Annotated in this window: 13 protein-coding genes; 4 read left to right on the top strand and 9 right to left on the bottom strand. The window is 60.4% G+C overall.

What is annotated here, in order from left to right; genetic code table 11:
• A complete protein-coding gene (locus tag JFU57_RS30400; protein WP_201132256.1) occupies positions 1 to 261 on the bottom strand; it encodes a hypothetical protein in 261 nt (86 codons plus the stop codon).
• Between JFU57_RS30400 and JFU57_RS30395 the strand changes: the two genes are divergently transcribed.
• A complete protein-coding gene (locus JFU57_RS30395) occupies positions 152 to 4,099 on the top strand; it encodes an amino acid adenylation domain-containing protein (protein WP_342032585.1) in 3,948 nt (1,315 codons plus the stop codon). The genes JFU57_RS30400 and JFU57_RS30395 overlap by 110 nt on opposite strands.
• 65 nt (positions 4,100 to 4,164) lie before the next feature.
• Positions 4,165 to 5,121, top strand: coding sequence for an alpha/beta hydrolase (locus JFU57_RS30390; RefSeq protein ID WP_201131811.1), 957 nt, complete (start codon positions 4,165 to 4,167; stop codon positions 5,119 to 5,121).
• Between the two features lie 50 nt (positions 5,122 to 5,171).
• Here the strand turns inward: JFU57_RS30390 and JFU57_RS30385 are convergent, their stop codons facing one another.
• From JFU57_RS30385 to pvdM, 5 genes are all read right to left on the bottom strand, one after another.
• Positions 5,172 to 7,643: a TonB-dependent siderophore receptor gene (locus JFU57_RS30385; RefSeq protein ID WP_242487555.1), complete on the bottom strand. Its 2,472-nt coding sequence runs from the start codon at positions 7,641 to 7,643 to the stop codon at positions 5,172 to 5,174.
• 115 nt (positions 7,644 to 7,758) lie between these two features.
• Positions 7,759 to 9,408 carry a cyclic peptide export ABC transporter gene (locus JFU57_RS30380; RefSeq protein WP_201131810.1) on the bottom strand — a complete coding sequence of 550 codons (1,650 nt, stop codon included), beginning with the start codon at positions 9,406 to 9,408 and terminating at the stop codon, positions 7,759 to 7,761.
• Positions 9,409 to 9,443: 35 nt separating this feature from the next.
• On the bottom strand, positions 9,444 to 10,337 hold the full coding sequence (pvdO, locus tag JFU57_RS30375) for a dihydropyoverdine dehydrogenase (RefSeq protein ID WP_201131809.1): 894 nt from the start codon (positions 10,335 to 10,337) through the stop codon (positions 9,444 to 9,446).
• A gap of 46 nt (positions 10,338 to 10,383) precedes the next feature.
• The gene (gene pvdN, locus JFU57_RS30370; RefSeq protein WP_201131808.1) at positions 10,384 to 11,679 is read right to left on the bottom strand and encodes a pyoverdine-tailoring periplasmic protein PvdN; all 1,296 of its coding nucleotides are present in this window, start codon (positions 11,677 to 11,679) and stop codon (positions 10,384 to 10,386) included.
• Positions 11,680 to 11,697: 18 nt separating this feature from the next.
• On the bottom strand, positions 11,698 to 13,044 hold the full coding sequence (gene pvdM, locus JFU57_RS30365; RefSeq protein WP_201131807.1) for a pyoverdine-tailoring dipeptidase-like protein PvdM: 1,347 nt from the start codon (positions 13,042 to 13,044) through the stop codon (positions 11,698 to 11,700).
• Positions 13,045 to 13,256: 212 nt separating this feature from the next.
• On the opposite strand from pvdM, the gene pvdP reads away from it, so the two are divergent.
• The gene (pvdP, locus tag JFU57_RS30360; RefSeq protein ID WP_201131806.1) at positions 13,257 to 14,882 is read left to right on the top strand and encodes a pyoverdine maturation tyrosinase PvdP; all 1,626 of its coding nucleotides are present in this window, start codon (positions 13,257 to 13,259) and stop codon (positions 14,880 to 14,882) included.
• A gap of 52 nt (positions 14,883 to 14,934) precedes the next feature.
• On the opposite strand, the gene JFU57_RS30355 is transcribed toward pvdP, so the two are convergent.
• From JFU57_RS30355 to JFU57_RS30345, 3 genes are read right to left on the bottom strand one after another with little or no spacing between them, the layout of a single operon-like run.
• Positions 14,935 to 16,347, bottom strand: a complete 1,413-nt coding sequence (locus JFU57_RS30355) for an efflux transporter outer membrane subunit (protein ID WP_201131805.1) — start codon at positions 16,345 to 16,347, stop codon at positions 14,935 to 14,937.
• 7 nt (positions 16,348 to 16,354) lie between these two features.
• Positions 16,355 to 18,328 (bottom strand): MacB family efflux pump subunit, encoded by a 1,974-nt coding sequence (locus JFU57_RS30350; RefSeq protein ID WP_201131804.1) that lies wholly within the window; start codon positions 18,326 to 18,328, stop codon positions 16,355 to 16,357.
• Entirely contained in the window at positions 18,329 to 19,501 is a 1,173-nt protein-coding gene (locus JFU57_RS30345) for an efflux RND transporter periplasmic adaptor subunit (RefSeq protein WP_201131803.1), read from the bottom strand.
• Positions 19,502 to 19,828: 327 nt separating this feature from the next.
• Between JFU57_RS30345 and JFU57_RS30340 the strand changes: the two genes are divergently transcribed.
• Positions 19,829 to 20,311, top strand: coding sequence for a sigma-70 family RNA polymerase sigma factor (locus JFU57_RS30340; protein WP_274609839.1), 483 nt, complete (start codon positions 19,829 to 19,831; stop codon positions 20,309 to 20,311).
• The last annotated feature ends 64 nt before the right edge of the window (positions 20,312 to 20,375 follow it).

Genomic DNA, 20,375 nt, shown 5'->3' with positions numbered 1-20,375 from the left:
TTATGATACCGCAGGTCGATTGAACGCCGTGGCTGACGGCTTACTACCGATGCAGCTGCGCAGGTTGATCGAGCATTGCCTCGCGGCCTGATACGTGCAGGTGTGACGCCCTCGGACTTCCCGTTGGTGCAACTCGATCAGGCGCAGCTCGATGCCTTGCCGGTGGCTGCGCGGCAGATCGAGGACATCTACCCCACTGTCGCCGATGCAACTGGGCATGTATTTCCACTCGCTGGCCGAGCCGGATGCACGGTTGTACATCAATCAGACCAGCGTTCCGGTCGAAGGCCTGGACATTGAGCGCCTGGTGTCGGCATGGGATCAAGTCGTCAGCCGACATGAAGTCCTGCGCAGCAGTTTCCATAGCAGCGCTGATGGCTCTGATCCGTTGCAGGTTGTCCACAAGTCGGCGCGCTTGCCCGTCACTATTATCGACTGGCATGAGCGCCACGTAGACGAAGCTGCCCTGGTGGATCTGGCGCATGAGTGCGCCTGCAATTTCGATTTGCAGGCGCCACCGCTCATGCGTCTGACCTTGGTCAAACTCGATGAGCAGCGTCAGCATCTGATCTGGACCCGTCATCACTTGTTGATGGATGGTTGGAGCAACTCGCAGCTGCTGGCTGAAGTGTTCGTGGTGTACGGTGGCCAACCGCTGCCACCCAAGCACGGAAGATATCGGGATTACATCGCCTGGCTACAGGCTCAACCGCAGGAGCAACTTGAACATTTCTGGCGGCAAAAGCTGCACGGCCTGCAGAGCAGCACCGAGTTGGCTGACTGCCTCTATCCCAAGCCGGATCCCGAACTGGCAGGGCACGCGGCGCTCTATCTGGACTGGAGCCCCGAACAGACCCGGCTGTTGCGCGAGCAGGCCCAGCGTTTGCGGGTAACTCCCAACACCTTGGTACAGGCGGTGTGGCTGATTCTGTTGCAGCGCTACTGCGGTCGCGAACAGGTTTGCTTTGGTGCGACTGTGGCGGGTCGCCCGGCATCCTTGCCAGCGTCGGAGCATATGCTGGGTCTGTTCATTAATACCCTGCCGATCGTGCAGTCGCCGGTTGCCAATCAATGCGTTGCCGACTGGCTCCTGCAGTTGCAGGCCTACAACCTGGAAGTACGAGACCATGAGCACGCATCCCTGGCCGATGTGCAACGCTGGTCGGGCCTCAATGGCCAGTCGCTGTTTGACAGCATTATCGTGTTCGAGAACTACCCGGTGGACGAGCGCCTGCAGGATATCGAGCAAGGTGATCTGCGTTTTGGTGCTGCCAAGGGGCGTGATGTCACCAACTATGCGATGGATCTGGCGGTCAACCTCGGCGAGAAGCTGAACATCGAGTTCCTCTATCTGCGTAACAAGTTTACCGAGCAGGGTACGGCGAGGATTCGTGACAGTTTTGAAAGCCTGCTGCAGGCGATTCTGCACGATCCTTATGTGAGCCTCGGTAACTTGAACATCCTTGGCCCGCAGGAACAGACAGATCTGCAAGTGCGCAACCAGATGCCGAAGTCGCTCGATGATGGGCAATCGCTGGTCGAATGCTTGCAGCGCCATGGCCGTGAGCGTCCTGACTCGGTGGCGGTGGTGTGCGCAGGCGAACAGCTGACCTACCTGCAACTGGAGCAACGAGCCAACCACTTGGCACAGTACCTGATCGCGCAAGGCGTAGGACCGGAAGTGTTGGTGGGGATAGCCCTGGAGCGCTCCGTCGACGTCATTGTTGCGTTCTATGCAGTGCTCAAGGCCGGTGGTGCCTATGTGCCGCTGGACATCGATTATCCGCCCGAGCGCTTGAGCTGGATTGCCCGCGACTCGCAGATGTCGCTGCTCATCACCCAGGGCACGGTAAAGGCCCGCTTGCCGCAATTGCACGACGTGATCGTGGTCGAGCTGGATCGAGTTGCACTGGATGCCTACACCGACCATTGCCCACACGTGGCCGTCGATCCGGACAACCTGGCTTACATGATCTACACCTCCGGGTCGACCGGGATGCCCAAAGGGGTGGCAGTCTCACGCGGTCCATTGCGCATGCACTGCGAGGCCATCACAGCGCGATATGCGATGGATGCCTCGACCCGTGAGTTGCTGTTCATGTCCTTTGCCTTCGACGGTGCGCAGGAGCGCTGGTTATCCACCGCACTCAGCGGTGGATGCCTGGTGGTGCGTGACAACCGCCTCTGGACACCGGAAGAAACCTGGGACGCCTTGCACGCCCACGGCATCAGCATTGCCTGTTTTCCACCGGCTTACCTGCAGCAGCTGGCTGAATACGCCGAAGGTCGCGCCAATCCTCCAGCGGTCCAGGTCTATTGCTTCGGGGGGGATGCTGTGGCTGAGGCAAGTTTCGAGCTGGTCAAGCGTAATCTCAAACCGCGCTGGATCACCAATGGCTATGGGCCGACGGAAACCGTAGTCACTCCCATGCTCTGGAAAGCAGCGGCCAGCGATAGCTGCGGCGCCGCAATCGCGCCGATTGGGCAACGTGTCGGCCGCCGCAGTCTGTACGTGCTGGATGCTCAACTCAATCCGCTGCCGCAAGGGGTTGCTGGTGAGCTCTACATCGGTGGTGAAGGGTTGGCACGAGGTTATCAGGGGCAGCCGGGGTTGAGCGCCGAACGTTTTGTCGCCGACCCGTTTTGCAACCATGGCGGGCGCCTCTACCGCACGGGCGACCTGGTGCGTTTGCGCAGCGATGGCGTTATCGACTACTTGGGTCGTTTCGACCATCAGGTGAAAGTTCGCGGCTTCCGGATTGAATTGGGCGAGATCGAGTCGCGGTTGCGCAAGGAGCCTGGGGTACGTGATGCCGTGGTCGTTGCAAGGGAGGTTTCGGGTGCCCGCCAATTGATCGGCTACGTGGTTTGCCATGATACGGCAGGAGTGAGCGAGCGCCTGCGCGGCAGTCTGCAGGCACAGTTGCCGGATTACATGGTGCCTTCGCACATTGTCGGCATGACGGCTTTCCCCTTGACACCCAATGGCAAGGTGGACCGTAAGGCACTGCCGACCCCCGACTTCCGGGGGCAGGAGTACATTGCTCCGCGCAATGCCCTGGAGCGAGCGCTTGCGGCTATCTGGCAGGAAGTGCTTGAAGTGGAGCAGGTTGGGATAACCGACAACTTCTTCGAACTCGGGGGCGACTCGTTGCGCACCTTGAAGGTGCTGAGCAAGGTGCGTGCCCGGACCGACTTGGATATTGAAATCAAGCTGCGCGATATGATGAGCAAGCCAACCATCGCCGAGCTCTCGAATTTCCAGACTGTCGAAGTAAATCTCGATCCATTGCTGTTGCTCAACAGCAAGGTCAATGGACGGGCACCACTTTTCTGCTTGCATGCAGGTTTCGGCACGGTCTTCGACTATGAGCCACTGGCTCGTCAGCTCGACCAGCAGCGCAGCGTCTACGGCCTGCAGTGCCGGATGCAACTGGACCGCGATTGGACGGACGAGTCCCTGTCGGCCATGGCAATCGACTATGCCCAGTACATCCGGCAAAAACAGGCCAATGGTCCTTACCATCTGCTTGGCTGGTCCCTCGGCGGACCATTGGCGGTGCTGGTCACTCATGAACTGGAGAAGCAGGGCCAGGACGTGCAGTTCCTGGGCTTGGTGGACAGCTTCATCCCGTCAGCGACACCCGTTGTCGGGTCTCTGGACTGGAGTCATGAATTGCTGCAGTTCCTCAGTATCGTGCTCAACCGCGCGCCGGATCAGTTCCCGCCGCTCGAGCTTGCGGCAGGCGCCACAAGCCAGTCGATCGAGGGGCTGATCGAGCAAGTGCTCCTGGCGCATCAAGACTGGCGTGAGAGTCTGCGTTTCTCGATCGACGATCTGGCCCACACCTTCGGCGTTGCCATGAAGCTCAAGGCTCTGGCGCATGACCTCGAGTTTCTACCTGGGGTCCAGGCCGAGGCCTGTTTCTGGTGGAGCGCCGGCGCGGTACGCCCAGAACGCGAGCGGTTCGAGCGCGGCCTGAATGCGCTGTCCGAGCCGCATGAGGTGGTCGCTGGCCATTTCGAGATGTTGAGAAATACCGGGTTGATTGACGAGGTGCAGGCCTTGTTGCTGGATCCGCAATTCGTCGAAAGCTGAAAACCGATGACCGTCCCGGCGTTGCCGGGGCGGTTTCCATTACCAAGATTTTTCAAGGAAGCATGATGTCCCTGCACCCCGATCTGGCTGCTTTTCTGGAGCTGGTTGAATTTGGCCGCTTGAGCGGTAGCAGCAAGCCCATGCACGAACTGACAGTGGCCCAGGCACGTAGCGAATTTGAAGCCAGTTCGCTGATTGTCGATCCCAGCCCTCCGGCCGAACTTGCGGTCACCAGCCTGTCTATTACTACCCGCGATGGCACGCCGTTACCGGCGCGTTTGTATCGACGCGCCGGTAATGCCGGGAAGGCGCAACCGGTCCTGCTGTATTTTCACGGAGGCGGTTATGTGGTGGGCAGCCTGGATTCCCATGATTCGGTGTGCCGTCGCCTAGCCAGCCTGGGCGAGTTCGCGGTTCTGGCCCCCGCCTACCGACGGGCGCCCGAACAGGTGTTCCCGACAGCGCAAAATGATGCCCAGGACGCTGCTTGCTGGTTGGCCGAGCACGCTGCCGAGCTGGGTTTGAACCGCCAGCGGGTGGTGTTCGCCGGAGACAGTGTAGGGGCGACCCTGGCTGCGGGCTTGGCCATTGCGGCGGCGTTGCCGGGGTCGACCCTGGGGCTCAAACCCCTGGCGCAGTTGCTGTTCTACCCGGTCACCGATATCAGTCGGCCGCGCGAGTCCCATCGGCGTTATGCCGAAGGCTATCTGTTGGAAAGCCAGACCTTGCAGTGGTTTTATCAACACTACGCACCGCGGCCCGATGATCGCCTGGACTGGCGAGTATCACCGCTGCTGGCCAGCGACTTGCCAGCTCTGGCGCCAGCTTTTGTCAGTCTGGCGAAGTTCGATCCGCTGTTTGATGAGGGCGTTGAATATGCGCGTCATCTGGAAGCCGGAGGTACGCCTGTGATCTTGAGCGTGGAGGAGGGCTTGACTCATGACTTCCTGCGTATGTCAGGGATAGTCGCGCCAGTCGAAGAGATTTATCGCCAGGTAGGGGCGTGGTTGCAAACGCTGTAACAAAGCGCAAGGAGGCGGATAACCTGGGGTATCCGCCTTGTGTCGTGACATCAGAATTGATATTTAGCCGATAGCATCACGTTACGCGGATCACCGTAGTAGCCGCTATAGAACGTAGTGTCCAGGGCACTCAGGTACTTCTTGTCGAACAAATTGTTGACGTTGAGGGTCGTCGATAGCTCGTCAGTCAATTGATAGCGAGCCATCAGATTGAATACCGTGAACTGCTCCTGCTTGGCTTTGACCGTCATGTTCAGATCGGCGGGTCTGGCGGTGAAGTGGGTGCCGCTCTGCCAATTCATCCCGCCACCGACGGTCAGTCGCTCCAACTCGCCCGGCAAGCGATAGGTGGTCCAGAGTTTGGCCATGTTGGCAGGAGCCACGGTGTTGACCCGTTCACCATCACTGTCCTTGGTGATGCTGTGGTTGAAACTGGCACTCATATTCCAGTCCGGCATGAGCTCACCGTTGGCCTCCAGCTCGAAGCCCTTGGTGGTGGCGCCCTGAATCGCTCGGTAGGCGGCGGCCGTTGTTCCTGGGATGACCTGGCCGGGATCGACTTCTGCCAGGTTGTCCTGCTTGATTTCGAAAGCCGCGATGCTGGTGTTGAGCCGGCCTCCGAAGAACTCGCTCTTGAGGCCAATTTCGTAGTTGTCGCCCTCACGTGGCGCCAGGGTTGCACCACTGGCGTCGCGGGCGCTTTGTGGTTTGAAGATATTGGTGTAGCTGGCGTAGACCGAGTGGATTTCATTCAGGTCATAGACGACCCCCGCATACGGGGTGACCACGCCGCTCTCCCGATACTGAGTGTTGCTGTTCCTGGCGGGAGTCAGCACGTATTCCAGATCGTAGTTGTATTTGTAGTTGCTGGCCCGGGCACCGAGGATGACCGACAGATCATCGGTGGGATGCAGTCGCGTCGCAATGTAAGTGCCATTTTGAAAGATGGTGGTGTCGCCGTCATAAAGCTTGCCCATCGAGGTGACGGGCTTATCTGTGTAGTTGTTCCAGGTGTAGAAATTAACGAATTTGCCCTCGATCGAGGTACCTCGAAGCGGGTCGTGATGGTTGGCATATTTTGAAAAGTTGTAGCCCACGATCAACTCATGTTGGCGCCCGAACAGTTCGAAGGGGCCCTGTGCCTGGACATCCAGCCCGGTCTGTTTTTGCCAGGTGCTACCCGCACCCCCATAGAGCCTTACCCCAGCCCCGGTGGCTTCGTTCGGAAAACCCCAGCTGGCAGTGGCCAGGCTGTATTCGCGATCGATGTACATCTGATTCAGGGAGACCTTCAAGCTCCAGTCATAAGCGAGTTTCTGCTCGACGCTGACGAAGGAATTGAGGACGTTTTGTTCGTTCGAACTCCAGCGGCTGGCGCTGTTGGTGGAGCGAGAGAAGTTGGTTTGCTTGCCGTTGCTGTAGAACAGGGGAAACGCTACCGAGGACGACCCTTGAGGGTTGTTCTTTTGATAATCCATACCGAATGTCAGCAGGGTGGTGTCCGTCAGGTCGGCTTCCAGGATGCCGTAGAAAACCTGTTTCTCCTGAGAGTAGTGATCCATGAAGCTGTTGTTTTGCTGGAAGGCTCCCACTACGCGGCCACGTACGTTACCGGTGGGGGTCAGTGGACCGGATAGATCGATCTCACTGCGATATTTGTTCCAGGATCCCAGCCCGGCGCTGATATGACCTTTGAACTGTGCGGTGGGGCGTTTGCGAACCATATTGATGGTTGCAGAAGGGTCGCCCGCACCGGTCATGAGGCCTGTTGCGCCGCGCAGTACTTCCACGTGGTCGTAGATGGCCATGTCCGCGAGGCTTTGGGCCGACACCTGGCTGACAATGTCCAGCGTGGTCGGGATGCCGTCAAACTGATAGTTGTCGACCGAATACCCGCGTGAGTAGATGTTGAAGCGCTCGCTGCCCAGGCTTTGCACGGAGAGGCCCGGGGTTTGCTCCAGCACTTCGGTGATGTCGTTCAGCCCTTGGTCATCCATGCGTTGCCGCGTGATAACGCTGACCGACTGGGGGGTTTCGCGCAGGGACATGTTCAGTTTGGTCGCAGTATTGCTCGACCCGGTGGTATAGGAACCGGAACCATCAGTCAGCGATCCCAGAGCCTGGCCGGTGATGCTGGTGGCACCCAGGTTCAAAGCCTTATTGTCACTGCGTGCGCTGATGATCAGGGTATCGCCTTGGATGTTGAAGCTGATTCCCGTGTTTTTCAGCAACTGGGCAATGGCGGCGCTGGGGGAGTACCGACCCATTAGGCGGTTACTGTTCAAGTGGGTCACATCCTCAGGGCTATACAGCACCTGCAGGTTCGCCTGGCGTCCAAACTCCTGGAGGGCGCTGCTCAGCGGCTGGGTCTCGATATTGAAATCAATGTCCTGGGCCATGACCTGCGAGGCCATCGGCAAGCTCAAGACCAACCCCAGGGTCGAACCGAGCAGCTTGGGTTGGAACAGACGACGCAGTTTAAGCGCCTGAGCAAGCGGGGAAAGAGTGTGAAGGGTTGGCATCGTGTGCTCTTTGAAGTGATGTGCAGATGATAATGATTGTTATTACTTCGTATGAGACGTTGTTCGGGACAGAAACCGGAAAGAAATATTTCAATCCGGCTTCAGGGAGAGGGGGTCAGGCGGGTTGCAGCTCGGTAATTACCTTGCCCGCATGCATGCGTACCAACTGGTCGGCGACATCGAAGTAACGGTCGTCATGGGAGATGACGATGATGGTTTTGCCCAGGCGCTTGAGGTCCGGTAGCAGCTCGGTATAGAAAATACGGCGGAAGGTCGGGTCCTGGTCTGCTGCCCATTCGTCGAATACCAGCACCGGGCGTTCCTCCAGCCAGGCACTGACCAGGGCCAGGCGCTTGCGTTGGCCGGTGGATAGGTCGGTGGTGCTGAACACCCCATCGTTGATGCTGACCTTGTGATCTATTTCCAGTCGCTTGAGATAGCGCCCGGCATCGTCCGGAATTCGCTGGTCACCCTGTATCAAGTCATCGAACAGGTAGTAGTCGGCGAAGATCGTGGTGAATAGCTGACGGTAGTCATCCCGGGTCTGGGCAGTGATGACCTGATCGTTCAGGGCGATGTTTCCGGACTGCGGTGCATAGAGTCCCAGCAGCAGCTTGATCAAGGTGGTTTTGCCACAACCGTTTTCGCCGACGATGAAGATGATGTCGCCTTGCTCGATACGCAGGTTCACCGGACCCAGGTGGAACGGTTCGCTGCCTGGAACTCGGGGGAAGGTGTAGTTCACCTCGTTCAGCTCCAGGCTGTGCATGGCCATGCTCGGTTGGCTGGAGTCACTGAGCAAAAGATGTTGTTCGGGGGATGAAAACTGCTTGGACAACTCGGCGATGCGGCGAAAGGCGATCTGTGCCTTGCTGATGATCGGCAGTGTGCTGATCAGATGCTCCAGCGGTCCTTTCATGTACAGCAGCACCAGCACGAAGCCACTCATGACGGTCTTGTCGGTGCTCGGCCACATCGATTGCAGAGTCAGGGCCAGGCCGATAACCACGAAGAACAACATCGAACCCAGTGACTTGGCGATCACAAAGGTATTGATCGAGCGCATCTGTGTGGCACAGATACGGTTGGCGGTTTCCTGAATGCCGTGGATAAACATGCGCTGGCGCCGTGGGCGATGAATGCGCAGTTCCTTGGCGCCTTCGGCGATGGCGTTGTAATGCTTCTGCAGATCATCTTCTGCTTCACGTGCCGCTTCGAAACCGCGCATGCCCCAGGAGCGGGCAATGAATTGCATCACGGTACCAATGGCAATAGCGGTGAGCATGACCAGGAACATGGGCCACGACAGATGAGCCAAGTAGCCCAGGCAGCCCAGGGTCACGGTCAAGGAGATGGCCAGTGGGGCGAAGGCGAAGGCGAAGTCGCTGATGGTGTCGACATCGTGAGTCAGCACCGGGATCAAGCGATGGCTGCGATAGCGTTCAATCTGGTCGATAGGGGCTGCGAGAACCTTTTCTCCCAATTCACGGCGCAGTTTGGCAATGATGTGCTGGCCCACATAGTTGGTGCCAATGTCGGAGCAGATCGAGCTGAGCAGGGCCAGCAGGCAGAGGCCGGCAAACCCCAGCACCACGCCCTGAGTCAGGCCGCCTTCGTTGTGCAGGGCGCTATTGATGGTGGCTAGCAGGGCCGTGACGCTGAGGCCGCCGACCATGCCCAGGGCGATAGAAACACTCACCAGGGGCCAGAAGGGTTTGAGCAGGCCGAACAGTTCACTGATGGCGCCGCGAGGTTTGCTGGTCATCCGAGTCTCCCGAATCACACGTGGTTTAGGGGCTATCAAAGTTCGCGAGCCACTCGGAAACCGAGGAAGTCGCCGCGGATGTCTGGGGCGCGATCATTGCGATTGCCCGAGCGGGAGAAGATGGGAGCCTCGCCCCAGTCATTGCCGCGCATTTGCCGAGTCCGGCACTTTCCAGTCATCCAGGCGCTGCCGTCGCTGGGAGCGCCTTCGTAGTTGGGATGCCAGCAATCTGCGACCCACTCGTAGACGTTGCCATGCATGTCGTACACGCCAAAGGCATTGGGCGGGTAGCTGCCAGCTGGCGAACTGTAGCTGTAGCCGTCCTTGGGGCCATAGGTATTGGCGTGTTTGGCGATGCTGTACTCCTCACCCTCATCGAAGGGGAACGGGAACGGCCCAGTGGAGCCAGCACGTGCTGCGTACTCTCGTTCTGCCTCGCTGAGCATGCGGTAGGTGTGACCGGTCTTTTTCGACAGCCACTTGGCATACTCCTGAACGTCGAAGTAACTGACGCATACCGCAGGTTGCGTCGGCCCTTGCTTGTACGTCGGCTTGCTGGCCTTGCACAGGCGGCCCGGCCGTGTATCGCCGTCAGCGATCTTGACCCCGGTTTCACGGATGTAAGCGTCCAGCTCGCCAGCCTGGACCTGGAAGCGGCTGATGGCGAAGGCCTTGTTGAATGTCACCGTGTGCATCGGGCCTTCGTCCGGTTGGCGACCGACCTCATCGTCCGGTACACCCATGACAAAGCTGCCGGCGGGCAGCACGACCATTTCCGGGCAGTTCTTGCAATCCTTGAATACCGCTCCCGGTTGCGGCGTGCTGGCGGCTTGGGCTCCTGCGCACAGCAGGCTGAACACGGCGCCCAGTGACAGACACTGTAATGGGCGCGGCAAGCGCTTGGTGGAGAGGGGGAGAGCATGAGTCATGGCAAAATCCATCAAATAGGGGGGCAACTGGAAAAAAGACGGGGGCTCATGAACGCAAGCGCTGGCTCAGTACGTTCATCAGTCGATCGACTTCGTCTTCGGTGTTGAGCAGGCCGGGAGCGGTGCGCACTACCGGGCCTACATCGCGGGATACGGCATCGACCACGATACGGTTGCGGTTCAAGTAGGAGGCGATGTCATCTGCGTTCTGATCCTTGACCCGGAAGAACGTGAAGCCAGACGAGAGTTCGGCGCTCAGCGGGGTGACCAACTCAATGTCGCGGTGTTCTGCCAGGCGTTGCTTGAGGTAGTCGTTGAGCGCGTGGATGCGTGTCTGGATCTTCTGCTTGCCGGTTTGCAGGTGTAGTTCGAAGGCTTTGCCCAGGGCCCAGCGATGTTCGAAGGAGTGGTAGCCGCCGGGACTCATGATGGTGGCGAAGTCCTCGTCTTCGGAGAAGGTGGCGAACGTCGGGGTGAGGTTCTTCAGTTCGGTGGAGGCCGCGCAGATGATGCCGGTGCCACGGGGACCGAACATCCATTTATGGGTGCCGGAAATGAAGTAGTCGCAATTCAGGTCGGCGAAGCGCATATCCTCGATTCCCAGGCCATGCACGCCATCGACCACGTAGAGGATCTGATCCTGCTCGTCGCGTTTGCGGTTGAGCTCGCGCACCAGCTCGCCGATTTCGCCAATGGGCAGCTTCACCCCACTGCCGGAGTGCACCCATGTCATGCCCAGCACCCGGGTCGAGGGGCGGATGGCGGCAGCCAGGGTGCTCAGCACTTCGTCCTTTGAAACCTGATGTGGGTCCTTGAACAGGCGAATTTTGCGCACCTGCGTGGCGTCACGCTGGCTGCGGAATTTCAAGCTGTTGCGGGTTGAGTAATGCTCGTGTTCGGTGGTCAGGATCTCTTGCTTGGAGGTCACGTGCAGGCCGCCGTAGATCATCCCCAAGCCTTCGGTGGTGCTGCCGGTCAAGGCAATCTGTCGAGGCTTGACCTCCAGGTAGCGGGCTGCCCAGTCACGTACTTCGCCTTCGCGCTTCCATTCGGCCTGGGTTTCCCAGTCCACCCATTGCGCCGGGTTTCGATCCAGTTGCGCACGATAGGCCTCGATGGCTTCTCGCACCGGCCGGGGGTGCGATGTGATCAGGAAGTTGGAAAAGTGCGCATAACTTGGGTCCAGTTCGAACAGGCTGCGAAATCCCGCCCAGATGTCGCTACCTTGCGCTGTGGGCGTCGACGCCGATGCCGCGAATGCCGACGGCAGTAACTGGGCACTGAGCGGCAGGCTGGCGGCGAGCAGGCCGGCATGTTTGAGAAAGGTACGGCGATCAGTCATGAGTAGCTCGCTGGGCAGTCAACGTGAGGAGGTGGCGACAGGGCGGGCAGCGTCCTGGACCTGCTTCCAGACCCGCATGAAATTGCCGCCCCAGAGCTTGGTGATATCGGCTTCGGAGTAGCCGCGGCTGAGCAGTTCGGCGGTAACGTTGCGGGCTTCACTGACGTTGTTCCAGCCTTGCACGCCGCCGCCTTCGTTGAAGTCCGAACTGATGCCAACGTGGTCGATCCCGATCTTGCGCACGGTGTAGTCGATGGCATCCCCGTAATCCTTGAGGGTGGCTTGGGGTTCCTCTTCCAGAATCGCGTACAGCTGCTGGGCGTATTGGCCGAACTTCTGCTCTGGCCAGGCCGCAATGATCGGGTCGCCGGGCATCAGGGCTACCGTGAGGTTAGGGAGGGGCTCGAGGTCGAAGCGCTTACGCAGGGCATTGAGTCGGTCCCGGGTCTTTTCGCTGAGCGGTTTTAGGTAGGTGGAGAACGCCACGACCTGCACCACGCCGCCACTCTGCTTGATCAGCTGCAGTTCCTTGTCACTGAGGTTGCGTGGAATGTCGACCATGGCCCGCGGTACCGAATGCGAGGCGACCAGGGGCGCGCGACTCAGTTGGCTGACTTGCACCAACGCTTTGCTGGACATCTGTGAGACATCGATGATCACCCCGAGGTCGTTGAGTCGCGCCACAGCCTGTTGGCCTATGGGCGAAAGACCTTCCAGGGCATCGGGAAAATCATTGAAAAATGGCATGGGTCGCGAGGAATCGGCCCAACTGTTGTTGCCCACGTAGCTGAAGCCGAACATGCGCATGCCTCGTGCGGCCCAAAAATCCAGGAGATCCAAGTCGTCGCCCAAGGGATAGGCGTTCAGCATGCTGATGAAAATGGCGAATTTGCCTTCGCCGTGAAGGCGCCGCAGATCCTGCGGGGTGTAAGCGATAGCCACTTGGTTGGGGAAGTCGCGGACCATGCCGGTGATGGATTTATAGCGCACCTCCTGTTGGTGGCGAGCTTCCTCGACGAAGCCTTCGGTTGGTCGATGAGGCGCGTTAGGGCCGTTCCACATCTCCGGCCAGCCGAACACTGTCAGGGCCGCACCGGACAGGCGGCCACGGGCGGTCTTTACCAGGTCGAAGCGGCTGGGGCCTTCCTTGTCGGCTTCCATCCCTTTGCTGCCGAATCGAGGCGAAAGGGTGATGTGGCTATCGAAGGAGATGATGCGCTCCTGCAGTTCATTGGCCTGCTTGACCACGTTTAGCGGATAGCCCGCTGTGGCATGCCAGTAGCTCCAGGCGCCAAACCCGGCGCCGGCGGTGAGGGCCGTGGCAAGGCTGATGTACAAGGCTTTTTTCCAACGTGGGGTCGTCATCGTGATCTCAGTCAGGTTCACCGTCGAGGTTCAGGCACGAGGCCTTTGCTATCTGGGAGGAACGAGCGCAGAGCGAATAAATTTAGCCGGCGGCCCGTGCCTGGCGCCAAGCGCCGAATTGCCCGGGGTTCGCTAAATTTCCTTGCCAGCACAACGTTCTAGCTTGGATAGCGCCATGCACCATGGCTGATCCGGCTGACACAGGTAGGGCAATGACGATTTCTCGACGAGGCTTCATCGCAGGTCTGGCACTGACGGGCGCGGCGGTGCCTGGGGTGTATTACGCACAGCGTAAGCTCACGCGGGAGGAGTTCCCGATCACACCTGGGGAAGCTGTCGTCGACTTGCCCGACATCGCAGCCCGGCAACTGGCCGACCAGTTACGTGGTGTTTGGAACCTGCAATTGAGCGGGGTGGATGGAGGTCTTGATGGAGTGTCGGGAGAAGACCTGCAACTGTTTCTGGATATTGCTCCGCGCGGTCGTGGGCTGCGTGGTTACCTGGATACTGCAGAGCGCTTGCGCAGTGACGCCGAACCACGCTATCGGCTGGTCGGTGATCTGCTGGGTGCCAAGGCGGGTGAGTTACGCTGGCGCCTGATACCTGCCGCCGCAGAGGATGAGGCGCCGCTGTATGAGTGCCGGATCGTGCTGGATGAGGTCTGGGCGGACTTTGGCAACGCCGGTCCGGCTACTCTCAATGGACAGATCCTGCGCCTGGACCGCCCTTTGGCCGAGCTCACCCAGGACAACCGATTTGTTGCCCGTAAACAGCTGTTTCCCGAAGCCAGGGAACGTATTGGCTTGAATCCGACCTTGCTGGCTTGGCTGATCTCTCCAGAGCACCGCTTGTTTCACCAGCTGTGGCACGCCTCCCGAGACAAGTGGCACAAACTGCCTGCAGACAAGCAAGACGCACTGCGCGGGATTGGCTGGCAACCGGGTCCCAGAGACCGGGAGCGTGATGCCCGAGGTCCGTCCAAGGATCGGAATGGCTCAGGAGAGGACTTCTTTTTCATGCACCGGCATATGCTCGGTACCGCCCGTTCGCTGCAGGACTTGCCGTCGTGGAAGCGCTTCCCACTGCCGCAGCCTGAGCTTGTCCGCGACCGTCAGGGCTTTGCCCGTTATTTTGACAACCAGGAGGGGGGCGCTTTGCCGCCGACCTGGCTGGCCCGCGGTGATGCCGAGTACACCCAGTGGGTGAACGACATCAAAAGTGCCGAGACTTTTCACAGTAATTTCGAAGTCTGGGAGTCTCGTTATAGCGATCCCTATTATCTGTCTCAGTTGACCCTGGGGCAGTTTGGCTCCGAGGTCGAGCTGGGTTTGCATGACTGGCTGCATATGCGTTGGGCCTCCGTGCCCCGGGACCCCTCAAACGGTGCGCCAGTACCCATGGCTCGTACGCCGAATGATTTTTCCCCGCGCTGGTACGGTGCTGAGAATGATTTTCTGGGCGATCCGTTTTCCTCCCACGTGAACCCGGTATTTTGGCGTTTTCATGGCTGGATCGACGACCGCCTCGAGGACTGGTTTCGTGCTCATGAGCGTTTTCATCCAGGGCAGGTCTCGCGCTTACAGGTCAATGAGGTGCCCTGGTTTGCCCCAGGGCGTTGGGTCGAGGTGGCCGATCCCTGGCTGGGCCCCGTGACGCATGGCTGCAGTACAATCCCGGGGTTGCAGGCGGGGAAAAGCATGGAGATGGATCCGGAAACCATGAAGCTTGCGTTACGCATCACCTATAGCAACGAGGACAGCCTTGCTAATCTGCTGCGCAAGGTGCCGCAACGACCTTGGTACGCGCGGCACTTGAAGCTCAACGAGCAGCGGCTGTAGCGCGGCGTTGCCGGCGACGTAGCTCGGATCTGCCGCCGCTGGCACGCTCCCCTTACAGGGGCAGCGGTTGCCAGCCACCTCCCAAGGCCTTGTACAGCGCGATGCTGGCCTGCAGGCGTGAGCGCCGCAGCTGCACATTGAGGTCTTGGGCGATATACAGCGTGCGCTGGGTTTCCAGCACGGTCAGCAGGTCTGCTGCGCCAGATTCGTAACGTGTCTGGGCAATCTGGAATGCGCTTTGCGCCTGCTCCAGTTCTTCGCTCAGCCATCGGCGTTGTTGATCCAGGCCATCGATACTGTTGAGGGCTTTTTCAACGTCCGCAAACCCCCTGATGATTGCCCCTCGGTAGTTTTCCAGCAGTTCTTGCTGGCGTGCCAGGGCCTTGTCGCGCTCGGCCTTCAGTCGGCCGTTGTTGAAGATCGGCGCAGTGAGGCCGCTGCCGAGGTTGTAGAACGGGTTGCGCAGGGTGTCGGCGAAAATATTGGCGCCGGAGCCCAGTCTGGCCGACAGCGTCACGGTGGGCAGTAGGGCGGCGCGAGCCACCGCTACATCGGCTTGTGCGGCAGCCAGTTGGGCCTCTGCGTTGGCAATGTCCGGGCGCCGGCGCAGCAGGTCGCTGGGTACCCCGGCTCCAATGTCTGGCCAGTTCAATTGAGCAAATGCCTGCTCCTGCAACTGCAATTGCTGCACCGGTTGGCCCAGCAGGGCGGCGAGAGTAACCAGTGCTTCCTGAGCCTGTTGCTGAACAAAGGGCAATTGACGTTGCTGGGCCGCGACCAGGCTCCTTTGCTGGGCCAGTTCCAGGGCGGTGGTGGAGCCTGAGTCATAGCGTGCCTGCACCAGTTGCAACACGTTTTGCGCGTTGACCAGATTGAGTTCGGCGATCCGCCGTTGCTCTTGCAGTGACAGCCATTGGGTGTAGGCGTCAGCCACGGCGCTGAGTAAGGTCAGTTCAACAGTGGCCCGATCAAATTCGCTGGCCTGGACACTGAAGGCCGCGCTGTCTCGGGCGGCGCGCCTGCCACCCCAGAAGTCCAACTCATAGGTTGCGCTGAGGCCGGCATCAAAGTAATTCACCGCTTTGGTTTCGCGATTGGTGCTTATCTCGCTGTAGCCGTTTCCTCGCAGCAATCGCTGGCGACTGCCATTGAGTTGCGCCGTCAGCTCCGGTAGCAAGGGGGCTCCCGCGATCACCGCGCTTGCCTGGGCTTGTCGCACCCGGGCGACAGCGGCGGCCAAGTCATAACTGCCGTTTTGCGCCTGGGCGATCAAGCGGTCCAGTTGCGGGCTGCCAAACCCTGTCCACCAGAGCTGATTGCTCTGACGCAGGGCTTGAGTGTTTGGCGATTGCCACGCTGCCGGGGCGTGGAGGCCGCTGTCCGGTGGCGCAGTGGTGCTGCACGCCGTCAGTAGCACGCAGGCAGCAAGGACGCTGGTGGCAAGAAGGGACAGGTGCGGGTTCATAGATCGATCATTCACTGGTAAGGGCCGTGACCGGGTCGAGCCGGGCAGCTTTGCGGGCCGGCATGAAGCCGAATATGACGCCTGTGACCAGGGCGCAGCCGAAGGCGCCAAGCGCTGCCGACAGGGAAAACGCCACTGCCACATCACTGAGGATCAGCACACCACCGATGATCAGCGCCAGGGCGATGCCGGTCAGGCCGCCGACCACCGAGAGCATCACTGCTTCGGTGAGGAACTGGCGCAGGATGTCCCGTTGCCGGGCGCCGGTGGCCATGCGGATTCCGATCTCCCGGGTCCGTTCGCGCACGGTCATCAGCATGATGTTCATCACTCCGATACCGCCCACCAGCAGGGAAATCGCGGCGATGGCACCGAGCATCAGCGACAGGGTGTTCTGCGTCCGGGCTTCGGCCTGGATCATCGCTGCGTTGTTAGTCAGTTCGTAATCGCGCTTGCCGTTGTGCCGACGCAGGATCAACTGGTCGATGGCCTGCTCGGCCTCCTTGACCTTGCGCGCATCGCTGGCGGCAATGACCACGTACTCCGGGTCGTAAGTCCCGAACAGGCGGATGCTGGCGGCGGAGTAGGGGATGGCAATGCGGTCATCACTGTCCTGGTCGCCGGAGCTGGCGCCTTTGCCGGCAAGGACCCCGACCACCTGGAAGGGTACGTTCTCGATCAGGATGTACTGTCCGATCGGGTTGGCGATGTCCTTGAGCAGTTTGTCGCGGACCTTCTTGCCGATCACCGCCACCGCCGCCGCATTAGCCTCGTCGGTATCGGTAAAGTAACTGCCTTCGACCACTGGCCAGTTGAAGATCGTCGGGAAGTTGGTGTCGTTGCCGCCGACGTAACTGCTGTGGTCGACGTTGCCAAAGCGCACCCCGGCTTTCGAGCCGTTGACCGGCATGATGCGCTTGACCTGGGGCAGGGCTGCCAGCGCCGCCACGTCATCGAGGGTGATGACACCCGGCGGCGTGCGAGGATTGGGTGCATGCCCGCTGAGGTAAATGATGTTCGAACCAAACGCCCCCATCTGCGCCATGACCTGGCGCTTGCTGCCTTCGCCCACCGCCAGCATCACCACCACCGAGGCCACGCCGATCACGATCCCGAGCAGGGTCAGGGCAGTGCGGAAGCGGTTGACCCACATCACCCGCCAGGCCGCTTGCACTGCGTCCACCAGTTCGCCTTTCCAGGCGCCGTTGTGTTCGCTGCCGTCGGCCAGGCGCTGGCGCAGGTCCACCGCTTGCAGGGCGCCGCTGTTGGCGCTGGCCTGGACGCCCGGTTGGCGGTCGGCGGTGTCGCTGATGATTTCGCCGTCGCGGATTTCAATGATGCGCTTGGCGCGGGCGGCGACTTCGCGGTCGTGGGTGATCAGGATCACCACGTGGCCCTGGTCGGCTAGCTCGTCGAGCAGGGCCATGACCTCGGTGCCGCTGTGGCTGTCGAGGGCGCCGGTGGGTTCGTCGGCGAGGATGATATGGCCGCCGTTCATCAGCGCCCGGGCAATCGACACCCGTTGCTGCTGGCCGCCGGAGAGCTGGTGCGGACGGTTGCCGGTGCGGCTGGCCAGGCCCAGGCGTTCGAGCAGGGCAGCGGCGCGGGCATGGCGCTCGGCGGCGGGGGTGCCGGCGTAGATCGCCGGCATCTCGACGTTTTCCTGGGCCGATGCCGAGGGGATCAGGTGGTAACCCTGGAACACGAAGCCGAAGGCCTCGCGGCGCAGCCAGGCCAGCTCGTCACTGCCCAGTTGTGCCACGTCTTCGCCGGCGAAGCGGTACTCGCCGGACGTCGGGCGATCCAGGCAGCCGAGGATGTTCATCAGCGTCGATTTGCCGGAGCCGGAAGCGCCGACGATGGCCACGAATTCGCCGGCGTGGATCGACAGGTCGATCCCGCGCAGGACATCAACTTGCGGCGTGTCGCCACCGCCGTAGGACTTGCGGATGTTCCTGAGGTCGATCAGCGGGGTCAACATTCAACCTCCGCTGGCTTCGGCCGGACCGATCAGCAGGTGATCGCCTTCGTTCAGGCCGTCCAGCACCTGAATCCGCAGGCGGTCGCTGATGCCGACCCGGACTTCACGCTCCTCGATGGCGCCGTTTTTCGCCACTACCCGGGCGATCTGCCGATCGGCGGCGGTGCTGCCCTGCAGGGCGGCAATGGGGGCGGTCAAGACGTTCTGTGCCTGGCTGGAGACAAAGAACACCTGGGTGGTCATTTCCGCCATCAGCGCGTTGTCGTTGTTATCCACATCCAGCAGCACGGTGTAGAGCACCACCCGGCCACTGCCACTTTTGCTCGAACTGTTGGGGCTGCCGCCACCCTGGGCGGTTTCGTTCAGTGGCTTGGGCGGGATCGGCAGGATCTGGCGCACGGTGCTGGTCCAGCGCCGGTTGCCACCGCTCAGGGTGGTGAAGTAGGCGGTCATGCCCGGCTTGACGTGGCCGATATCGGCTTCCGACACCTCGGCCCACACCGTCATCGGCGACAGCTTGGCGATCCGCAGGATCAGCGGCGTCTGCTGCTGGGCGTTGAGGGTCTGGCCTTCGCGGGCGTCCACCGCGACCACGGTGCCGTCCATGGGTGCATAAATCCGCGTGTAGCCAAGCTCGGCCTGGTCGCTGCGCAGGCTGGCCTGGGCCTGGCGGATCTGCGCCTTGAACATGTCGATCCGCGCCTGGGTGGCCTTGAGTTCGGCCTGGGCGGTCTGCACGTCTTCTTCACGGGTGGCGCCGCCGGCGGCGAGGTTTTGCTGGCGCCGGAACTTCTGCTCGGCCAACTGGTGCTGGGCGCGCTGTTCCTGCAGTTGGGCTTGCAGGTTTTCGATGGAGAAACGGCTGGCGTCGAGCTTGGCCTGTTGCGTGGCGGGATCGATTTCCACCAGCAACTGGCCTTCCTTGACCAGGTCGCCGGCCTCGACATGGATCTTGCGGATCTGCCCGGAGGCCTGGGCGCCGACGTCCACATAACGCCTGGGCTGCAAGGTGCCGAGGGCGGTCACGCTGCTTTCGATGTCACCCCGGCTGACCTGTACGGTGGCAAATTGATCTCGCCCAGCGGGCAGGATCTGCCAGGCGGCAACGGCAATAACGGGGATCAGACAAAATGCTACAAGCAGTGCGCGTCGGGTATGACGGGGACGTTTCATGCAGGGTTCCGGCCAATGGAAAAATCGGCCCGTGGTCCAGGTGTTGCCCGAGCTGGAGCGCCGCTGGACGCTGCCGGAAGGGTCGGCAGACACGGGGGCTGTCAAGTATACGAAGTTCGGCGGAGCGGATTTAAGCCCGGAAACATAGGGTTACAGGTATGGATTCACAAAATAAACCCCGTGAGTGGCGTTAGCGCTTTAAATCTATATGAGAATTACTATAAATTGCGTTGTTTATAAATGGCCATTATTCTGCCGCCCTGTAGAAAGCTTGGCAGACCGTCGCGCTCACGGATAAAAGCCCCTCGTTTTTCGGGGGCGGGAGTCATGTTGGAAAACTACTATCGCGAGCTGGTGAGTTTCCTCAACGCCAAGCTCGGCAACCTCCAGGTGGCCGAAGATGTGGTGCATGACGCGTATGTGCGGGTGCTGGAGCGCGCCAGCGATACCCCCATCGAGCAGCCACGTGCCTTTCTCTACCGCACTGCGCTGAACCTGGTGATCGACGGCCACCGGCGCAATGCGCTGCGTCAGTCCGAGCCCTTGGAAGTGCTCGACAACGAAGAGCGTTTTTTCAGTCCCTCGCCGCAAACCGGTATGGACCACAGCCAGCGCCTGGACATGTTGCAACGCGCCCTGGCCGAGCTGCCGCCCCTGTGCCGCGACAGTTTCCTGCTGCGCAAGCTCGAAGGCCTGTCGCACCCGGAAATCGCCGAGCGCCTGGGAATCTCCCGCAGCCTGGTGGAAAAACACATCGTCAACGCCATGAAGCATTGTCGTGCTCGTGCGCGTCAGTGGGACACCCACTGATCCCTCCGGGTTAAATTTTTTTTCATTGTCCTCGTTCCTACTCAACAGACGATCTGCTGTCGTA

Source organism: Pseudomonas sp. TH07 (genome assembly GCF_016651285.1).
Classification (GTDB): domain Bacteria; phylum Pseudomonadota; class Gammaproteobacteria; order Pseudomonadales; family Pseudomonadaceae; genus Aquipseudomonas.
This window is presented reverse-complemented; position numbering and strand designations above follow the sequence as displayed.